Origin of the sequence: Bacteroides sp. Marseille-P3684, from assembly GCF_900291465.1 — a bacterium.
Taxonomy (GTDB): domain Bacteria; phylum Bacteroidota; class Bacteroidia; order Bacteroidales; family Bacteroidaceae; genus Phocaeicola_A.
Genome location: NZ_LT985808.1, coordinates 150,464 through 167,391, shown reverse-complemented (window position 1 = coordinate 167,391; position 16,928 = coordinate 150,464). Strand labels below are relative to the sequence as shown.

Genomic DNA, 16,928 nt, shown 5'->3' with positions numbered 1-16,928 from the left:
ATGGGACAGAAAGTTAATCCGATAAGCAATCGTCTGGGTATTATCAGAGGATGGGATTCAAATTGGTACGGTGGCAAAGACTTTGGTGATGCTTTGCTGGAGGATAGCAAGATCCGTAAATATTTGAACGCCAGACTTGCTAAAGCTAGTGTTTCGAGAATTGTAATCGAACGTACACTGAAACTTATCACAATTACTGTTTGTACCGCTCGTCCGGGTATTATCATTGGTAAAGGTGGCCAGGAAGTCGATAAGTTGAAGGAGGAGTTGAAGAAGATCACCGACAAGGATATCCAGATCAATATCTTTGAGATCAAGCGTCCTGAGCTCGACGCCGTAATCGTGGCAAACAACATCGCACGCCAGGTAGAAGGCAAGATCGCATACCGTCGTGCCATCAAGATGGCTATCGCCAACACGATGCGCATGGGTGCCGAGGGTATCAAGATCCAGATTGCCGGCCGTTTGAACGGTGCTGAAATGGCTCGTTCTGAAATGTACAAAGAAGGTAGAACTCCGTTGCATACGTTCCGTGCAGACATCGACTACTGTCATGCTGAAGCATTGACCAAGGTAGGTCTGCTGGGTATCAAAGTATGGATTTGCCGCGGCGAAGTTTACGGTAAGAGAGAACTCGCTCCGAACTTCGTGCAGAGCAAGGAAAATGGTCGTGGTGGAAATGGCGGCAACAATGGAGGCAAGAACTTCAAAAGAAAGAAAAACAATCGCTAACGAATTTGAATTTTAGGAACTATGTTACAACCGAAAAAGACAAAATTCAGAAGACAGCAGAAAGGCCGTCAAAAAGGAAATGCCCAAAGAGGTAACCAGCTTGCCTTTGGCTCTTTCGGCATCAAGTCCTTGGGTACTAAGTGGATCACAGGACGCCAGATTGAGGCTGCCCGTATTGCTGTAACCAGATATATGCAACGTCAGGGTCAGATTTGGATCCGTATCTTCCCGGATAAACCTATTACTCGCAAGCCGGCTGATGTACGTATGGGTAAAGGTAAAGGTAACCCCGAAGGCTTTGTAGCCCCTGTTACTCCGGGTCGCATCCTCATTGAAGTGGAAGGTGTTTCTTACGAAGTCGCAAAAGAAGCTTTGCGCCTGGCTGCACAGAAACTTCCGATTACTACTAAGTTTATTGTTAGACGTGATTACGACTTCCAAAATCAAAACGCATAATTATGAAGATTGCAGAAATTAGAGAAATAGCTACCAATGAACTGGCAGAAAGAATCGAAGCTGAAGTAGCCAAGTACAATCAGATGGTTTTGAATCATTCTATCTCTCCGTTGGAGAATCCTGCACAAATCAAGAGCTTGCGTCGTACTATTGCACGCATGAAGACGGAGTTGCGCCAGAGAGAACTTAATAATAAATAATGATCCTGATGGAAGCTAGAAATTTAAGAAAAGAAAGAATGGGTGTTGTCATCAGCAACAAAATGGACAAGACGATCACCGTTGCTGCCAAGTTTAAGGAAAAACACCCGATTTACGGTAAGTTCGTCAGCAAGACGAAGAAATATCACGCTCACGATGAGAAGAACGAATGCAATATTGGTGATACCGTACGCATCATGGAGACTCGTCCCTTGAGCAAAACTAAAAGATGGAGATTAGTTGAAATAATCGAAAGAGCTAAGTAATTATGATACAAGCAGAATCCAGACTTACGGTATGTGATAACAGTGGCGCAAAGGAAGCTCTCTGCATCCGCGTTTTGGGCGGTACCAGAAAGCGTTACGCTACTGTGGGAGATGTGATTGTCGTTTCTGTAAAGAGCGTCATCCCCTCAAGTGATATTAAAAAAGGTGCAGTGTCTAAGGCTTTGATCGTACGTACTAAGAAAGAAATTCGTCGTGCTGACGGTTCTTATATTCGTTTTGATGACAATGCTTGTGTGTTGCTGAACAATGCAGGCGAAATTAGAGGTAGTCGTATTTTCGGTCCGGTAGCCCGTGAACTTCGTGCTGTAAACATGAAAGTTGTATCATTGGCACCTGAAGTACTTTAATTTTGTAAAGGATTTAAGTAATGAGCAAATTACATATTAAAAAGGGCGATACAGTTTACGTTAACTCTGGTGAAGATAAGGGTAAAACCGGCACTGTGTTGAAAGTTCTTGTGAAAGAAGGACGTGCTGTGGTTGAAGGTGTGAACATCGTAAAGAAGAGCACCAAACCGAGCGCAAAGAATCCTCAAGGTGGTATAGTAAGCAAGGAAGCTCCTATCCACATCTCAAACTTGAATGTCGTTGACCCCAAGACGGGCAAACCGACACGCGTGGGAAGAAGAAAGAACTCAGAAGGAACTAAATTAGTGCGTTATTCTAAAAAATCAGGAGAGGAGATCAAGTAATGAGTAATACTGCTAGCCTTAAGAAAGAATATGCAGAGCGCATCGCTCCTGCATTGAAGAGCCAATTCCAGTATACTTCTTCTATGCAAATCCCCGTGCTCAAGAAGATTGTCATCAATCAGGGCTTGGGCATGGCTGTTGCCGACAAGAAGATTATTGATGTGGCCATTAACGAGATGACTGCCATTACCGGTCAGAAAGCCGTTGCAACTGTTTCGCGCAAGGATATTGCAAACTTCAAGTTGCGTAAGAAAATGCCGATCGGTGTGATGGTAACGCTGCGTCGCGAGAGAATGTACGAATTCCTGGAGAAGCTCGTCCGTGTGGCTCTCCCCCGTATCCGTGACTTCAAAGGTATCGAAAGCAAGTTCGACGGAAGAGGTAACTACACGCTGGGTATCCAAGAGCAAATCATTTTCCCTGAAATAAATATTGATAGTATTACTAAAATATTGGGAATGAATATTACCTTTGTAACCTCTGCCAAAACAGACGAAGAAGGTTATGCTTTGTTAAAGGAATTTGGTTTACCGTTTAAAAACGCTAAAAAAGACTGATAGATTATGGCAAAAGAATCAATGAAGGCTCGTGAAGTAAAAAGAGCCAAACTTGTAGCCAAATATGCTGAAAAACGTGCCGCTCTGAAGAAGATTGTCAACACGGGTGATCCTGTTGCCGCTTATGAGGCTGCTCAGAAGCTCCAGGCAATTCCCAAGAATGCCAACCCGATTCGTTTGCACAACCGTTGCAAGTTGACCGGTCGTCCCAGAGGTTATATCCGTCAATTCGGTATCTCCAGAATCCAGTTCCGTGAGATGGCTTCCAATGGATTGATCCCGGGCGTTAAGAAAGCAAGCTGGTAAAGAAGTTTTTATTTTTAAATATTGTCAGGAGAGTCCTGATTAATTTAAATTTTTATTATATGACAGATCCAATAGCAGATTATCTGACGAGGTTGAGAAATGCCATCAGCGCAAAACACAGAGTTGTTGAAGTTCCTGCCTCAAACTTGAAAAAGGAAATCACTAAGATCCTTTTTGAAAAAGGTTACATCTTGAACTACAAGTTCGTAGAAGATGGTCCTCAGGGTACTATTAAGGTAGCTTTGAAGTATGATTCGGTTAACAAGGTTAACGCAATCAAGAAGTTGATCAGGGTGTCTACCCCGGGTTTGCGTAAGTACACCGGCTACAAAGACATGCCGAGAGTAATTAATGGTTTGGGTATTGCGATTATATCCACTTCCAAAGGTGTAATGACAGACAAAGAGGCCGCTGCCCTGAAGATTGGTGGTGAAGTGCTTTGCTACGTATATTAATAGGAGGATTATCTATGTCAAGAATAGGAAAATTACCCATTAGTATTCCTGCCGGAGTGACAGTTACTCTGAAGGATGATGTGGTCACTGTGAAAGGACCCAAAGGCGAGTTGAGCCAATATGTAAATCCAGCTATTACTGTTTCTATCGAAGATGGTCATGTACACTTTGTAGAAAATGAAGATATGATGCAGGATGATCCCAAGCAAAGACATGCTTACCACGGATTGTATCGTGCATTGGTACATAATATGGTTGTTGGTGTTTCTGAAGGTTACAAGAAAGAGTTGGAACTGGTGGGTGTAGGTTACCGTGCATCCAACAACGGCAATATTATGGAACTCTCATTAGGCTATACACACAACATCTTTATCCAAATGCCTCCTGAGATCAAGGTTGAAACAAAATCAGAAAGAAATAAGAACCCTCTTATTATATTGGAATCTTGTGACAAACAATTGCTTGGTCAAGTTTGCTCAAAAATACGTTCTTTCCGTAAACCTGAACCCTACAAAGGTAAAGGTATTAAGTTTGTTGGCGAAGAAATTCGTAGAAAGTCGGGTAAATCAGCCGGTGCTAAGTAATTTACATAAAATCGTATTATTATGACAACAAAAATAGAAAGACGAATCAAGATTAAATATAGAGTACGGAACAAGATTTCCGGAACGACTGCACGTCCTCGTATGACGGTCTTCAGAAGCAACAAGCAGATCTATGTTCAGCTTGTGGATGACCTGTCGGGCAGAACCTTGGCTGCCGCTTCTTCTCTGGGCATGGAAGCCATGCCTAAGAAAGAGCAAGCTGCAAAGGTCGGCGAGTTGATAGCAAAGAAAGCACAAGAGGCTGGTATTACGACTGTCGTATTCGACCGTAACGGCTATTTGTATCACGGGAGAGTTAAGGAAGTGGCAGATGCTGCTCGTAACGGTGGACTTAAATTTTAAAGATCATGGCAGTTAATAACAGAGTTAAGATAACGAACGATATCGAGTTGAAAGATAGACTTGTTGCTATCAATCGTGTTACCAAGGTGACCAAGGGTGGTAGAACGTTTACCTTCTCTGCCATTGTGGTAGTTGGTAATGAAGATGGTATTATCGGCTGGGGCCTTGGTAAGGCTGGTGAAGTGACTGCTGCCATCGCCAAAGGTGTAGAGGCAGCCAAGAAGAACCTTACTCGTGTCCCGGTATTGAAAGGTACTGTTCCTCATGAACAAACTGCTAAGTTCGGCGGTGCAGAGGTTTTCATCAAACCGGCTTCTACCGGTACCGGTGTGGTTGCCGGTGGCGCTATGCGTGCCGTACTTGAGAGTGTTGGTATTACTGACGTTTTGGCTAAGTCGAAGGGTTCTTCCAATCCTCACAACCTCGTGAAGGCTACTATCCAGGCTTTGAGCGAGATGAGAGATGCTAGAACTGTCGCTCAGAACAGAGGTGTAAGTATGGAAAAAGTATTTAGAGGATAAGGAGGAAATTATGTCAACTATTAAGATCAAGCAAGTAAAAAGTAGAATTGGTGCTCCGGTTGATCAGAAGAGAACTCTCGATGCACTGGGACTCCGTAAAATGAATCGTGTGGTTGAACACGAAGCTACTCCTTCAATTCTTGGAATGGTGGAAAAGGTAAAGCACCTCGTTGCCATCGTTAAGTAATGTATTGTTGAACAATAATTAAGTTTCGATATGAAATTGAATAACTTGAAACCCGCAGCCGGCTCAACTACCTCTAGAAAAAGAGTTGGTCGTGGTCCCGGTTCTGGCTTGGGTGGAACTTCTACAAGAGGACATAAAGGAGCAAAACAAAGATCTGGTTATTCCCGTAAGATCGGTTTCGAGGGTGGACAGATGCCGCTTCAGCGTCGTGCTCCGAAATTTGGTTTTAAGAACATAAACAGAGTAGAATATAAAGCTATCAACCTGAGCACTATCCAGGCTTTGGTTGATGCCAAGAACTTGACCAAAGTTGGTATCGAGGAATTGATTGCTGCTGGTTTTATTTCTTCAAAACAATTGGTTAAAGTGTTAGGTAACGGCACATTGACTACAAAAGTTGATGTAGAGGCACATGCTTTTTCTAAGAGTGCAGTCGCCGCTATTGAAGCTGTTGGTGGTAACGCTGTAAAACTCTGATTCAATGAGACGATCTATTGAAACATTAAAGAATATATGGAAGATTGAGGATCTGAGAAAACGGATCCTCATCACTGTATTGTTTGTTGCTATCTATCGCTTTGGTTCATACATTGTCCTTCCGGGTATTGACCCGAACATGTTGACCAAGCTCCATGAACAAACAAGCGAAGGTCTGTTGGCTTTGTTAAACATGTTTTCTGGTGGTGCATTTTCTAATGCTTCTATCTTTGCGTTGGGAATCATGCCGTACATCTCGGCTTCCATCGTCATCCAGCTTTTGGCCGTTGCAGTTCCTTATTTCCAGAAAATGCAACGCGAAGGCGAAAGCGGCAGAAGAAAGATAAATCAATATACTCGCTATCTAACGATAGCCATTTTATTGTTCCAGGCACCTTCCTATTTGTTGAATTTGAAGTCACAGGCCGGAGGTTCATTAAATGCTTCATTAGATTGGACGTTATTTATGATTTCATCTACCATCATCTTGGCTGCGGGAAGTATGTTCATCCTGTGGTTGGGTGAGAGAATCACTGACAAGGGCGTGGGTAACGGTATCTCGCTGATCATCATGATCGGTATCATTGCCCGCTTGCCGCAGGCTCTCTTCCAGGAAGTCGTTTCGAGAATGGCTTCTCCGGGTGCTGGTGGTTTGATTATGTTCTTGTTTGAAATCGTATTCCTGTTGCTGGTTATCGCTGCGGCCATCCTGTTGGTACAGGGCACACGCCGGATTCCGGTGCAGTATGCCAAGCGTATCGTTGGCAACAAGCAATATGGTGGCGCAAGACAATACATTCCTTTGAAAGTGAATGCAGCCAATGTGATGCCGATCATCTTTGCACAAGCAATCATGTTTATTCCGGCTGCACTTGCCAATTATTCCGGTGCACAAGGTGAGGTCAGCAGTCTTGCTGTTGCTCTGAGCGATTATACCGGGTTCTGGTACAATCTGACATTTGCCGTACTGATTATTCTTTTCACGTACTTCTATACGGCAATCACGATTAACCCGAATCAGATGGCAGAGGACATGAAGCGCAACAATGGTTTTATTCCGGGTATCAAGCCGGGTAAGAATACTGCAGAGTATATCGATACCATTATGTCGCGCATCACTTTGCCGGGCTCTCTGTTCCTTGCAATTGTTGCCATCCTTCCTGCATTCGCCGGTATCTTTGGTGTGAAGACTGAATTTGCTCACTTCTTTGGAGGAACGTCTCTCTTGATTCTTGTCGGTGTTGTTCTGGACACCTTACAGCAAGTTGAAAGTCATTTGTTGATGAGACATTATGACGGTTTACTGAAGTCTGGACGAATCAAGGGTCGTTCGGCTAATGTTTCGGCCTATTAAGTTTTCATTAGATGATATTTCTTAAGACTGATGATGAAATAGAGTTACTTCGTCAAAGCAATCTCCTTGTGGGGAGAGCTTTGGCAGAAGTAGCTAAACTTATAAAACCGGGTGTTACAACACTGGAACTTGATCGGGTCGCCGAAGAGTTCATCCGTGACAATGGGGCTATCCCGACATTCAAGGGATTCCCGAATCAATATGGACAACCCTTCCCCGGCTCTATTTGTGCCTCTGTCAATGACCAGGTGGTTCATGGCATTCCCAATGACAAGCCTCTGCAGGAGGGTGATATTGTTTCGGTTGATTGCGGGACTTACATGAATGGTTTCTGTGGTGACTCAGCCTACACCTTCTGTGTAGGTGAGGTAGCTCCTGAAGTAAGGGAGTTGCTCAAGGTTACCAAGGAAGCCCTGTATAAGGGAATTGAGAATGCAGTCCATGGAAAACGTCTGGGAGACATCGGTTCGGCGGTTCAGGATCATTGTGAAAAGCATGCCTATGGAGTTGTCCGTGAGTTTGTCGGACATGGAATCGGCAAGGAAATGCACGAAGAACCGCCTGTCCCCAATTACGGGAAGAGAGGTTCGGGTGTGCTGTTGAAGAGCGGCATGTGCATTGCAATTGAGCCGATGATTACCTTGGGTTCCCCACAAATCTACATGGAACCCGACCGTTGGACGATCCGGACACGGGATGGCAAGTGGGCGGCTCACTTTGAGCACACGTTGGCTGTGCGTAAGGGAAAAGCCGAAGTATTGTCAACATTTGATTTTATAGAAGAAGTTTTGGGAGATAACGCAATTTAAAAATTTATATGGCAAAACAAGCAGCAATAGAACAAGAAGGAGTGATTGTTGAAGCATTGTCAAACGCAATGTTTCGTGTAGAGTTGGAAAATGGGCATGAGATTACGGCTCATATTTCCGGCAAAATGAGAATGCATTACATTAAAATCCTGCCCGGAGATAAGGTAAGAGTGGAGATGTCACCTTACGATTTGTCAAAAGGCAGAATCGTTTTCAGATATAAATAACAAATAAAGATATGAAAGTAAGAGCATCATTGAAAAAACGTACGCCAGAATGTAAGATCGTAAGACGTAATGGCCGTTTGTATGTTATTAACAAGAAAAATCCTAAGTATAAACAACGTCAAGGATAATTTATTATTTTTGCAGAAAAAATAATTAGTATATGGCTATAAGAATAGTTGGTGTAGATTTGCCTCAAAACAAAAGAGGTGAGATTGCGTTGACCTATGTATACGGTATAGGTCGCAGTAGTTCAGCAAAAATCTTGGACAAGGCAGGTGTTGATAGAGATATCAAGGTGAAGGATTGGACTGATGACCAAGCCGCCAAGATTCGTGAAATCATTGGTGCTGAATATAAGGTGGAAGGTGATCTTCGTTCTGAAGTACAATTGAACATTAAGCGATTAATGGATATTGGTTGTTACCGTGGTGTGCGCCACCGTCTCGGTTTGCCCGTAAGAGGACAAAGCACAAAGAACAATGCACGTACTCGTAAGGGAAGAAAGAAAACAGTTGCAAACAAGAAAAAAGCTACTAAATAATAATTGTTGATATGGCAAAAAAAACAGTCGCAGCTAAGAAGAGAAATGTGAAAGTGGATGCTAATGGACAATTGCACGTTCATTCTTCATTCAACAATATCATTGTCTCTCTTGCAAACAGTGAAGGTCAGATCATCTCTTGGTCTTCAGCAGGTAAGATGGGATTCAGAGGTTCGAAGAAGAACACCCCGTATGCAGCACAGATGGCAGCACAAGACTGCGCCAAGGTTGCGTATGACCTGGGTCTTAGAAAGGTAAAAGCTTATGTGAAAGGTCCTGGTAATGGCCGTGAGTCCGCTATCAGAACCGTGCATGGTGCTGGTATTGAAGTTACTGAAATCATTGACGTAACACCGCTTCCGCACAACGGTTGTCGTCCTCCCAAAAGAAGAAGAGTATAATACAGATAACCTAATAGAATGATGTAACTTGAATTGGTTAATAATGGATTGCATTTCCTTTCTGTAATTCGCGGCTGCTACAATTTAAGTTCATTAGTAAACCAATTAAATCAAAGAAGTAAAAATGGCTAGATATACTGGACCAAAATCAAGAATTGCACGTAAATTCGGTGAGGCTATTTTCGGTGCTGATAAAGTTTTGTCTAAGAGAAACTATCCTCCCGGACAGCATGGTAACTCCAGAAGAAGAAAGACTTCTGAGTATGGTGTCATGTTGGCTGAAAAGCAAAAGGCCAAATACACTTACGGTGTGTTGGAAAGACAATTTAGAAACTTGTTCGAGAAAGCCGCCAGTGCCAACGGTATTACCGGTGAGATCCTGTTGCAGTCTCTCGAATCTCGTCTCGACAATATCGTCTATCGTTTGGGTATCGCTCCTAGCCGTGCCGCAGCACGTCAGCTGGTAGGTCACAGACACATTGTGGTAGACGGTGAAGTTGTTAATATCCCTTCGTACGCCGTTAAACCGGGTCAAATTGTAGGTGTTCGCGAGAAATCTAAATCTTTGGAAGTAATTGCCAACTCTCTGGCTGGCTTCAACCACAGCAAGTATCCCTGGTTGGAGTGGGACGAAAACACAAAGGCTGGCAGATATTTGCACATCCCTGAAAGAGCAGATATTCCCGAAAACATTAAAGAACAATTGATCGTTGAGTTGTACTCTAAATAATAATTAGTTTCATGGCGATATTAGCATTTCAAAAACCTGATAAAGTATTAATGTTGGAGGCGGATTCCAAATATGGAAAATTTGAGTTTCGTCCGCTTGAGCCCGGCTTTGGTATTACCGTCGGTAATGCCTTGCGCCGTATCCTCCTTTCCTCTCTCGAGGGGTTTGCCATCAATACCATCCGCATTGCGGGGGTTGAGCATGAGTTTGCAGCCGTTCCGGGAGTGAAAGAGGATGTGACCAATATTATCCTGAATCTGAAGCAAGTCAGATTTAAACAAATAGTAGAGGAATTCGAGAACGAAAAAGTAAGTATTACTATCGAGAATTCAAATGAATTTAAGGCAGGTGATATAGGTAAGTATTTGACTGGATTTGAAGTGTTAAATCCTGAATTAGTTATTTGCCATTTAGATTCAAAAGCAACCATGCAGATCGATTTGACCATTAACAAAGGTCGTGGATACGTCCCCGCTGACGAAAACCGCGAATACTGCACCGATGTTAATGTAATTCCTATCGATTCAATTTATACTCCGATCCGTAATGTCAAATATCAGATTGAGCCTTTCCGCGTTGAGCAGAAGACTGACTATGACAAGCTGATTCTTGAAATTACGACGGACGGTTCCATTCACCCGAAGGATGCACTGAAAGAAGCTGCAAAAATCTTGATCTACCACTTCATGCTCTTCTCCGATGAGAAGATTACGTTGGAGAACTCCGACGCCGATGGCAATGAAGAGTTTGATGAGGAGGTATTGCACATGCGTCAGCTGTTGAAGACCAAACTTGTTGACATGGATCTCTCTGTCCGCGCCTTGAACTGTTTGAAGGCTGCCGATGTGGAGACACTGGGTGACTTGGTTCAATTCAACAAGACCGACCTCTTGAAGTTCAGAAACTTTGGTAAGAAATCGCTTACGGAGCTTGATGATTTGCTCGAAAGTCTGAATCTGTCGTTTGGAACTGACATTTCTAAATATAAATTAGACAAAGAATAAACAATGAGACACAATAAGAAATTCAACCATTTGGGTCGTACTGCTTCTCACAGAAGCGCAATGTTGTCAAACATGGCCATTTCTCTGATCAAGCACAAAAGAATCACTACGACTCTTGCAAAGGCTAAAGCGCTGAAGAAGTACGTTGAGCCTTTGATCACCAAGTCTAAGAACGATACGACCAACTCTCGCCGTGTCGTATTTAGCTACTTGCAAGATAAATATGCCGTAACAGAGTTGTTCAAGGAAATCTCTGTGAAAGTGGCTGACCGTCCGGGTGGTTACACCCGCATCATCAAGTTGGGTCGTCGTGCCGGTGACAATGCAGAAATCTGTTTCATCGAACTGGTTGACTACAACGAGAACATGGCAAAAGACAAGGCTGCCAAGAAGACGCGTACCCGTCGTTCGAAGAAGGGTGGTGCTGCTGCAGCTGCTGAAGCCCCTGCAACTGAAGCAACAGCTACCGTGGAAACTCCGGCTGAAGAAGCCCCGAAAGCTGAATAATATAGATACACTATATATGAAGAGAGGACAGTCTCCTGGTGAGGCTGTCCTTTTTTCATATATACACATCTCTGGAATATCCGTCCGGACAGTCTCTGCAGGGACATGTATGATCCCTGTTTCCCCCGTCCGTGTGTACAAGTCTGATGGGGGTAAAATGCAAAGAGGATGCGCCACTGCTGTGACCCATCCTCTTGCTTATTTCAATGAATGCTGTAATTTCTAAAGAAAGCAGGCTTGCTCTGGCATTTTAAGAGCTTCCTGTCCTTACACTATTCCCAGTGAGAAAATTCTCACTAGGAAAACTTTGAATCTCGTTTACTTCTTAACGTTCGTTTGTACCACTGCGATAACGCTCAATACAGCGAACACGGCTACAATAGCAACCAAAATAGAAAGTTGTGCTGTCATAATTAAAATAATTAAATCTTTTTACCTTTACTAATTATCCTATCTACTTGTTATCCTTCGTAACTCATTTCTGAATTACGCTGCAAAGATAGGGGATTTTTTGCTCGTGTCAAGGGAAAACATGCTTTAAAACATAAAAACAGCCTTTTTCTTGATGTAGGTCAATGAAGCCCCCGTTTTTGTAATGAGCATGAAATGTAAGGATAATTGTAGATTATGGGACTGGCTCTGTGACACTGAATGCTTGCCCGATGTGGCAGGTCGGCAGGGGGATATATACCTTATTATACGCGATGACAGGGAGGGCGTAAGTTGAAAACGTGCGCCGCAGGGATGCCCCGATGTGAGGAGGCTCGTAACTGTTTTTGTGACAGCTGAATGTTTTTTAGGGTAAATAATCTTCCGAATAGGAAAAAATGTTACTTTTGCACTCACAACATAAATGCTAAACAGACGGATTATCTTTGAATCTGTCAGATTTTAGCCTCGGAAAGAAGATACCTGAAAGCGATGCAGGATATAAATAGGCTAAACGATAAATATACAAAGAAAAAGAACCTACTATAAAAATTGTACATTGATGAAAAGAATGTTATGCTCAAGGGCTTGCATGCTTTTGACTGTAGCGGCATTGGCTTCCGGCGTTAGGGGCGCCGAGACCACATTAGGGGTGCCGGCTGAAATCATGCAGGTGAGCGATGAACAGGAACCGGGCATCCGGTTCACCCATCAGTCATGGGCAGAGGTTGTTGCAAAGGCGAAAGCCGAGAACAAGCTTATTTTTATTGATTTCTACACGCAATGGTGTGGTCCCTGCCTGAACATGGCACAGACCGTGTTTACATTGCCGGACGTCGGTGCGTTCTACAACGAGCACTTTGTCTGCGCGAAGATTGACGCGGAGCACGGGGAAGGAGTCGAACTTGCCCGAAAGTATGGCGTAAGGAGCTATCCGACCTATGCCTTCGTGGACCCTGCTACCGGGGAGATGGTACACCGGAGCAGCAGCCGTCAGACGGGGGAGCAGTTCATCCGCACGGGACGTAGCGCGTTGACGCCCGAATTGCGCTCTTTCTACCTGGAGGAACAGTATGCTGCAGGCAACCGTGAACGGGCTTTCCTGCTTGACTACATCCGTTACGAACACTCCATCTATGCGCACAAGAATGTGACGGCTGCCTTTGACGAACTGATGAAGGGGGGAGCCAAGCTGTCGGATGACGATGTATGGCCCGTCTTTGTGGAGGTCATCACAGGCATGACGCCTTACCTGAAAGACCTGTCGGACCATTATGCCGATTACTGTGCCTTGCTCGGCAAGGAGGCAGTCGATGCCAAACTGGCGAAAGAGACGACCTACGGTGACCTTGCCGTCATCGAGGCATTGTGCGACTTCGAAGGGAAGGCGTTCAATTGCGAGCTGATTCGCGTCAACGATGCCATCCGTCAGAAGAACTATGACGATGCCATCCGGCGCATCGATGCACTGATAGCGGATCCGCAGGTCGACCAGCAGACGCTGATCGGGCGGTTGAAGTACATGGTGCGCTTGAGCTACGGTAGCGAGGAACTGCCTGACGTGTGGTTCAACAAGTGTGTGGAATACCTCCGCTACATCGCCTACAACCAGAGTGACCGCGACGATGCCTTCATCCACCAGGAATATGCCGACGCCCTGGAGAAGCTCCTGAAGCGTCTGCCGGCAGGAGCCAATGTGCCGTCTGCCTTGCTGGCTGAACCTGCACAAGGCAAGAAGACCTACTCGATGCGCCCCGATGCGCTGAAGCCGAAGCCTGCGGCAAAGCGGAAATGAATCAAGGAAAACAATCATAATCAAAAACAAGAACCTGTATGAACAGCTTTAGAAAACCCGTGGGGGGGGGTAAGATTTTTGCGCTCTTCTCCATGTTGGCACTGACAGTGCCGATGCCGGGTGAAGCGTCTCTGCATGAGCCTGTAGCGGCAGGCATGGAGGCGGCCCAGCAGACGATGACCCTCAGTGGAGTGGTCCGTGATGAAAATGGTGACCCGGTGCCCGGGGCCAGTGTTTATGTGAAAGGAAACAATAAGATAGGAACGGTGACCGACATCGACGGACGCTTCTCGTTGAAGGTGGCTCCGGGGCAAATCCTGGTGGTGTCGTTCATCGGCTATGAAACCATCGAGGAACCGGTCAGACCGGGACGTACCTTCGTGGAACTCTCCCTGCATGCCGACGACACCCAGCTGAGCGAAGTGGTGGTGACCGGTTACCAGACCATCTCCAAGGAGCGTGCCGCCGGTTCATTCTCTGTCATTACTCCCGAAGACATGCAGGGGAAACTGCAGACCAACATCCTGGACCGTATGGAAGGTATGGTGGCAGGTTTGCAGCATACACCCGGCAGCACGCCGCAGATCCGTGGTGTCTCTACCCTCAGGGGAGAGAAGACTCCGCTTTATGTGGTCGACGGCATTCCCTTTGAAGGCGACATCGAAGCCCTCAACCCATCAGACATTGTCAATGTGACCGTCCTGAAGGATGCGACCGCAGCCTCCATCTACGGTGCCCGTTCGGCAAACGGCGTCATCGTCATCACGACTCGCTCGGGACAAGACGGACGCACCCGTGTCAGCTACAACGGAAGCATCAAGTTCGAGCCGTTGCCCGACCGCGACTACCTGAATCTCACGTCGAGTGCCGAGCTGGTCGACCTGCAGGAGACTCTCTTCGGACTCAAGCACAACAGTGTGAACGACATCCTGACGGAGCGCAGCTCGTACAACGAGGTCTATACGTTGCTCTATAAGAAGGAGCAGGGCGTCATCAGCGAGGCGGACTTCAATGCCGAGATGGACCGTTACCGCAGCCTCGACCGCTATGGTCAGTTGAAGAGCCTGCTGCGCAAGGCGGACATCACCCACCAGCACAACCTGTCCTTCAGCGGAGGGTCGGACATCTACAAGTATGCCTTCTCCGCCAACTACGAGGAGAACCTGCCTTACGAGAAGGAACAGTCGACCCAGCGCATCGGCGTCAACCTGAAGAACCAGTTCGACTTTTTCAAGTGGATGCGTGTGAACGTCGGCCTGCTCACCAGCAATGTGGACCGGAGCTATGACAACGGCTTCTCGGCGTACAGCAACCTCTATTCCGGTCCTTCCTACCGCATGCTGTACAACGAGGACGGCACCCCGGCGCAATGGTACATGGGCAAGAGCCAGTATGAGCTGGACCGCCTGAACGAGCTGGGTCTACAGGACGAGACCTACATCCCCGTCAACGAGATGGACAAGGCGCACTATAACTATGAGTCCAAGTACTACAACATCAACCTCGGCATGAAGCTCACGTTCATGGAGGGACTGGACCTCGACGTGCTCTACCAGACGGAGAACACCAGCGTCTATAACAAGCAGTATTACTCGAAGGACTACTACGATGTGAAGTCGGAAATCAACGATGCCACCGTCATCGAGGACAACGGGGCCATCACTCACTACTTCCCCGTCGGCGGACGGATGACAGAGAATTGGCAGAAGAAGAAGTCATACACCTTCCGTATGCAGCTCAACTTCAACAAGGACTTCACCGACGGACGCCACAGCGTACAGGCGTTGCTCGGTGCGGAACGGCGGAAAGTCGTGACGCAGGCGACGTCGCTCAACAAGGTGGGCTATGACGACATGACCCTGGCTTATACGCTGATGGACGAGATCGAGGCGGCAAACGGCATCAATGGGACGCAGTCGGTGTCAGGCAACTACTATTACTATGACTCGGCGAGCGACTCGTTCTCTTACGTGGACCGCCGTTACGTCTCCTTCTATGCCAATGCCTCCTACACCTTTGACCGTCGGCTGACAGGAACGGCGAGCGTCCGCATCGACCAGTCGAACCTCTTCGGCATGGACCCGAAGTACAAGTACCGTCCCTTGTGGTCGGCAGGTGCACAGTATGTGGCACTGGAGGACTGGAACGTGATTGACCGACTGGCGCTGCGTGCGACTTACGGTATCAACGGAAACACCACCACCGTGACCAGTCCCTATATGATTGCTTCGGTCAGCAGCCGTCCGAACTCCTACACCAACGAGACATACGCCGTCATCAGCACACCGCCCAACCCGAACCTGCGCTGGGAGAAGACCAAGGTGTTCAACCTGGCAGTGGACTTCAGCCTGTTCAAACACCGGTTGAACGGTACGCTAGAGTTCTACAACAAGAAGACTTCCGACCTGCTCGGCAACCGGCAGACCGACCCCACCACCGGATGGCCGTCGCTGCTGCTCAACTACGGCGAGATGTACAACCGCGGTGTGGAACTGACCCTGGAAAGCAGGAACTTCGTCGGGCGCGACTTCTCCTGGACCACCAACTTCACCTTCAGCTACAACAAGAACAAGCTGACCCGTGTGGAGGCGAGCGGCTCCTCGGCCATGGACTACTATTACAGCCTGCAGAACCGCGAAGGCAAGCCGATGAATGCCATGTGGGTCATCCGTTATGCCGGACTGGACGAAGAGGGATACCCGACAGCCTACAAGGCAGACGGCACCATCGTGAAGTCCTACAGCGAGCTGGAACCGGAAGACCTGAAGTATGCCGGAACGGCAGACCCTCCCTACTCGGCAGCCTTGCAGAACCGCCTGTCGTATAAAGGCTTTGACCTTGACTTCATGTTTGTCTACTATGGCGGACATGTCCTGCGTGACGTGGCAGCCGGTTACCTGTGGAACCGTTACCCCGTGCTGAACTATGCAGGCGTGGTGGACCGCGGAAGGCTGAAGTTCTGGCAACAGCCGGGCGACGAGAAGGACCCCGACATGGCTCCGGCATTCCTCTATGGCACGAGCCACACCTACTCGGAGTATCTGTGGTCGGCTGCCGACAAGCATGTGCAGAAAGGCGACTACATCAAGCTCCGCGACGTGACCCTCTCATACACCTTCCCTAAGGTGCTCGTCAACAAGTTCTATGCCGAGAACCTGCGTGTGAGCCTCCAGGTGCAGAACCTCTTCTACTGGGCTGCCAACAAGCGCCACCTCGACCCCGAGGTGTGGAGCGGACGGACACTGTCGCCCTCGCGCGGCTACCGCATCCCGCCGACATGGACTCTCGGCTTATCGCTAAACTTCTAAACGAACA

25 protein-coding genes are annotated in these 16,928 nt (G+C 46.8%); all 25 read left to right on the top strand.

Annotated elements, in window-relative coordinates:
* A complete protein-coding gene (rpsC, locus tag C8275_RS00700) occupies window positions 1-732 on the top strand; it encodes a 30S ribosomal protein S3 (protein WP_022384877.1) in 732 nt (243 codons plus the stop codon).
* A 21-nt stretch (window positions 733-753) separates the two neighbouring features.
* Complete coding sequence (gene rplP / locus C8275_RS00695; protein ID WP_022384876.1) at window positions 754-1,188, top strand: 50S ribosomal protein L16; 435 nt, start codon at window positions 754-756, stop codon at window positions 1,186-1,188.
* Window positions 1,189-1,190: 2 nt separating this feature from the next.
* Window positions 1,191-1,388 (top strand): 50S ribosomal protein L29, encoded by a 198-nt coding sequence (gene rpmC, locus C8275_RS00690; protein ID WP_022384875.1) that lies wholly within the window; start codon window positions 1,191-1,193, stop codon window positions 1,386-1,388.
* An 8-nt stretch (window positions 1,389-1,396) separates the two neighbouring features.
* Entirely contained in the window at window positions 1,397-1,654 is a 258-nt protein-coding gene (gene rpsQ / locus C8275_RS00685) for a 30S ribosomal protein S17 (RefSeq protein ID WP_022384874.1), read from the top strand.
* Between the two features lie 2 nt (window positions 1,655-1,656).
* Window positions 1,657-2,022: a 50S ribosomal protein L14 gene (rplN, locus tag C8275_RS00680; RefSeq protein WP_022384873.1), complete on the top strand. Its 366-nt coding sequence runs from the start codon at window positions 1,657-1,659 to the stop codon at window positions 2,020-2,022.
* A gap of 20 nt (window positions 2,023-2,042) precedes the next feature.
* On the top strand, window positions 2,043-2,366 hold the full coding sequence (gene rplX / locus C8275_RS00675) for a 50S ribosomal protein L24 (RefSeq protein ID WP_022384872.1): 324 nt from the start codon (window positions 2,043-2,045) through the stop codon (window positions 2,364-2,366).
* Window positions 2,366-2,923, top strand: a complete 558-nt coding sequence (gene rplE, locus C8275_RS00670) for a 50S ribosomal protein L5 (RefSeq protein ID WP_022384871.1) — start codon at window positions 2,366-2,368, stop codon at window positions 2,921-2,923. Before rplX ends, rplE begins: the two co-directional genes overlap by 1 nt.
* A 6-nt stretch (window positions 2,924-2,929) precedes the next feature.
* Window positions 2,930-3,229: a 30S ribosomal protein S14 gene (gene rpsN, locus C8275_RS00665; protein WP_022384870.1), complete on the top strand. Its 300-nt coding sequence runs from the start codon at window positions 2,930-2,932 to the stop codon at window positions 3,227-3,229.
* A 59-nt stretch (window positions 3,230-3,288) separates the two neighbouring features.
* Window positions 3,289-3,684, top strand: a complete 396-nt coding sequence (gene rpsH, locus C8275_RS00660) for a 30S ribosomal protein S8 (protein WP_022384869.1) — start codon at window positions 3,289-3,291, stop codon at window positions 3,682-3,684.
* A gap of 14 nt (window positions 3,685-3,698) precedes the next feature.
* Entirely contained in the window at window positions 3,699-4,268 is a 570-nt protein-coding gene (gene rplF, locus C8275_RS00655) for a 50S ribosomal protein L6 (protein ID WP_022384868.1), read from the top strand.
* 21 nt (window positions 4,269-4,289) lie between these two features.
* Entirely contained in the window at window positions 4,290-4,631 is a 342-nt protein-coding gene (gene rplR, locus C8275_RS00650) for a 50S ribosomal protein L18 (RefSeq protein WP_022384867.1), read from the top strand.
* A 5-nt stretch (window positions 4,632-4,636) separates the two neighbouring features.
* Window positions 4,637-5,152, top strand: coding sequence for a 30S ribosomal protein S5 (gene rpsE, locus C8275_RS00645; RefSeq protein WP_022384866.1), 516 nt, complete (start codon window positions 4,637-4,639; stop codon window positions 5,150-5,152).
* A gap of 10 nt (window positions 5,153-5,162) precedes the next feature.
* Complete coding sequence (rpmD, locus tag C8275_RS00640; RefSeq protein WP_106483687.1) at window positions 5,163-5,339, top strand: 50S ribosomal protein L30; 177 nt, start codon at window positions 5,163-5,165, stop codon at window positions 5,337-5,339.
* Between the two features lie 30 nt (window positions 5,340-5,369).
* Window positions 5,370-5,816: a 50S ribosomal protein L15 gene (rplO, locus tag C8275_RS00635; RefSeq protein ID WP_022384865.1), complete on the top strand. Its 447-nt coding sequence runs from the start codon at window positions 5,370-5,372 to the stop codon at window positions 5,814-5,816.
* A 4-nt stretch (window positions 5,817-5,820) separates the two neighbouring features.
* A complete protein-coding gene (secY, locus tag C8275_RS00630) occupies window positions 5,821-7,170 on the top strand; it encodes a preprotein translocase subunit SecY (protein ID WP_022384864.1) in 1,350 nt (449 codons plus the stop codon).
* Between the two features lie 11 nt (window positions 7,171-7,181).
* Complete coding sequence (map, locus tag C8275_RS00625) at window positions 7,182-7,979, top strand: type I methionyl aminopeptidase (protein WP_022384863.1); 798 nt, start codon at window positions 7,182-7,184, stop codon at window positions 7,977-7,979.
* Between the two features lie 8 nt (window positions 7,980-7,987).
* Complete coding sequence (gene infA, locus C8275_RS00620) at window positions 7,988-8,206, top strand: translation initiation factor IF-1 (protein ID WP_022384862.1); 219 nt, start codon at window positions 7,988-7,990, stop codon at window positions 8,204-8,206.
* 11 nt (window positions 8,207-8,217) lie between these two features.
* Complete coding sequence (gene ykgO, locus C8275_RS00615) at window positions 8,218-8,334, top strand: type B 50S ribosomal protein L36 (protein ID WP_002558051.1); 117 nt, start codon at window positions 8,218-8,220, stop codon at window positions 8,332-8,334.
* Between the two features lie 32 nt (window positions 8,335-8,366).
* Window positions 8,367-8,747 carry a 30S ribosomal protein S13 gene (gene rpsM, locus C8275_RS00610; protein ID WP_022384861.1) on the top strand — a complete coding sequence of 127 codons (381 nt, stop codon included), beginning with the start codon at window positions 8,367-8,369 and terminating at the stop codon, window positions 8,745-8,747.
* An 11-nt stretch (window positions 8,748-8,758) separates the two neighbouring features.
* Window positions 8,759-9,148, top strand: a complete 390-nt coding sequence (gene rpsK, locus C8275_RS00605) for a 30S ribosomal protein S11 (protein ID WP_007567382.1) — start codon at window positions 8,759-8,761, stop codon at window positions 9,146-9,148.
* Between the two features lie 124 nt (window positions 9,149-9,272).
* Window positions 9,273-9,878: a 30S ribosomal protein S4 gene (gene rpsD, locus C8275_RS00600; protein ID WP_022384860.1), complete on the top strand. Its 606-nt coding sequence runs from the start codon at window positions 9,273-9,275 to the stop codon at window positions 9,876-9,878.
* A gap of 11 nt (window positions 9,879-9,889) precedes the next feature.
* The gene (locus C8275_RS00595) at window positions 9,890-10,882 is read left to right on the top strand and encodes a DNA-directed RNA polymerase subunit alpha (protein WP_022384859.1); all 993 of its coding nucleotides are present in this window, start codon (window positions 9,890-9,892) and stop codon (window positions 10,880-10,882) included.
* Between the two features lie 3 nt (window positions 10,883-10,885).
* Window positions 10,886-11,389, top strand: coding sequence for a 50S ribosomal protein L17 (rplQ, locus tag C8275_RS00590; RefSeq protein ID WP_022384858.1), 504 nt, complete (start codon window positions 10,886-10,888; stop codon window positions 11,387-11,389).
* 991 nt (window positions 11,390-12,380) lie between these two features.
* The gene (locus C8275_RS00585) at window positions 12,381-13,613 is read left to right on the top strand and encodes a thioredoxin family protein (protein ID WP_234395674.1); all 1,233 of its coding nucleotides are present in this window, start codon (window positions 12,381-12,383) and stop codon (window positions 13,611-13,613) included.
* A gap of 38 nt (window positions 13,614-13,651) precedes the next feature.
* A complete protein-coding gene (locus C8275_RS00580) occupies window positions 13,652-16,921 on the top strand; it encodes a SusC/RagA family TonB-linked outer membrane protein (protein WP_106483685.1) in 3,270 nt (1,089 codons plus the stop codon).
* The last annotated feature ends 7 nt before the right edge of the window (window positions 16,922-16,928 follow it).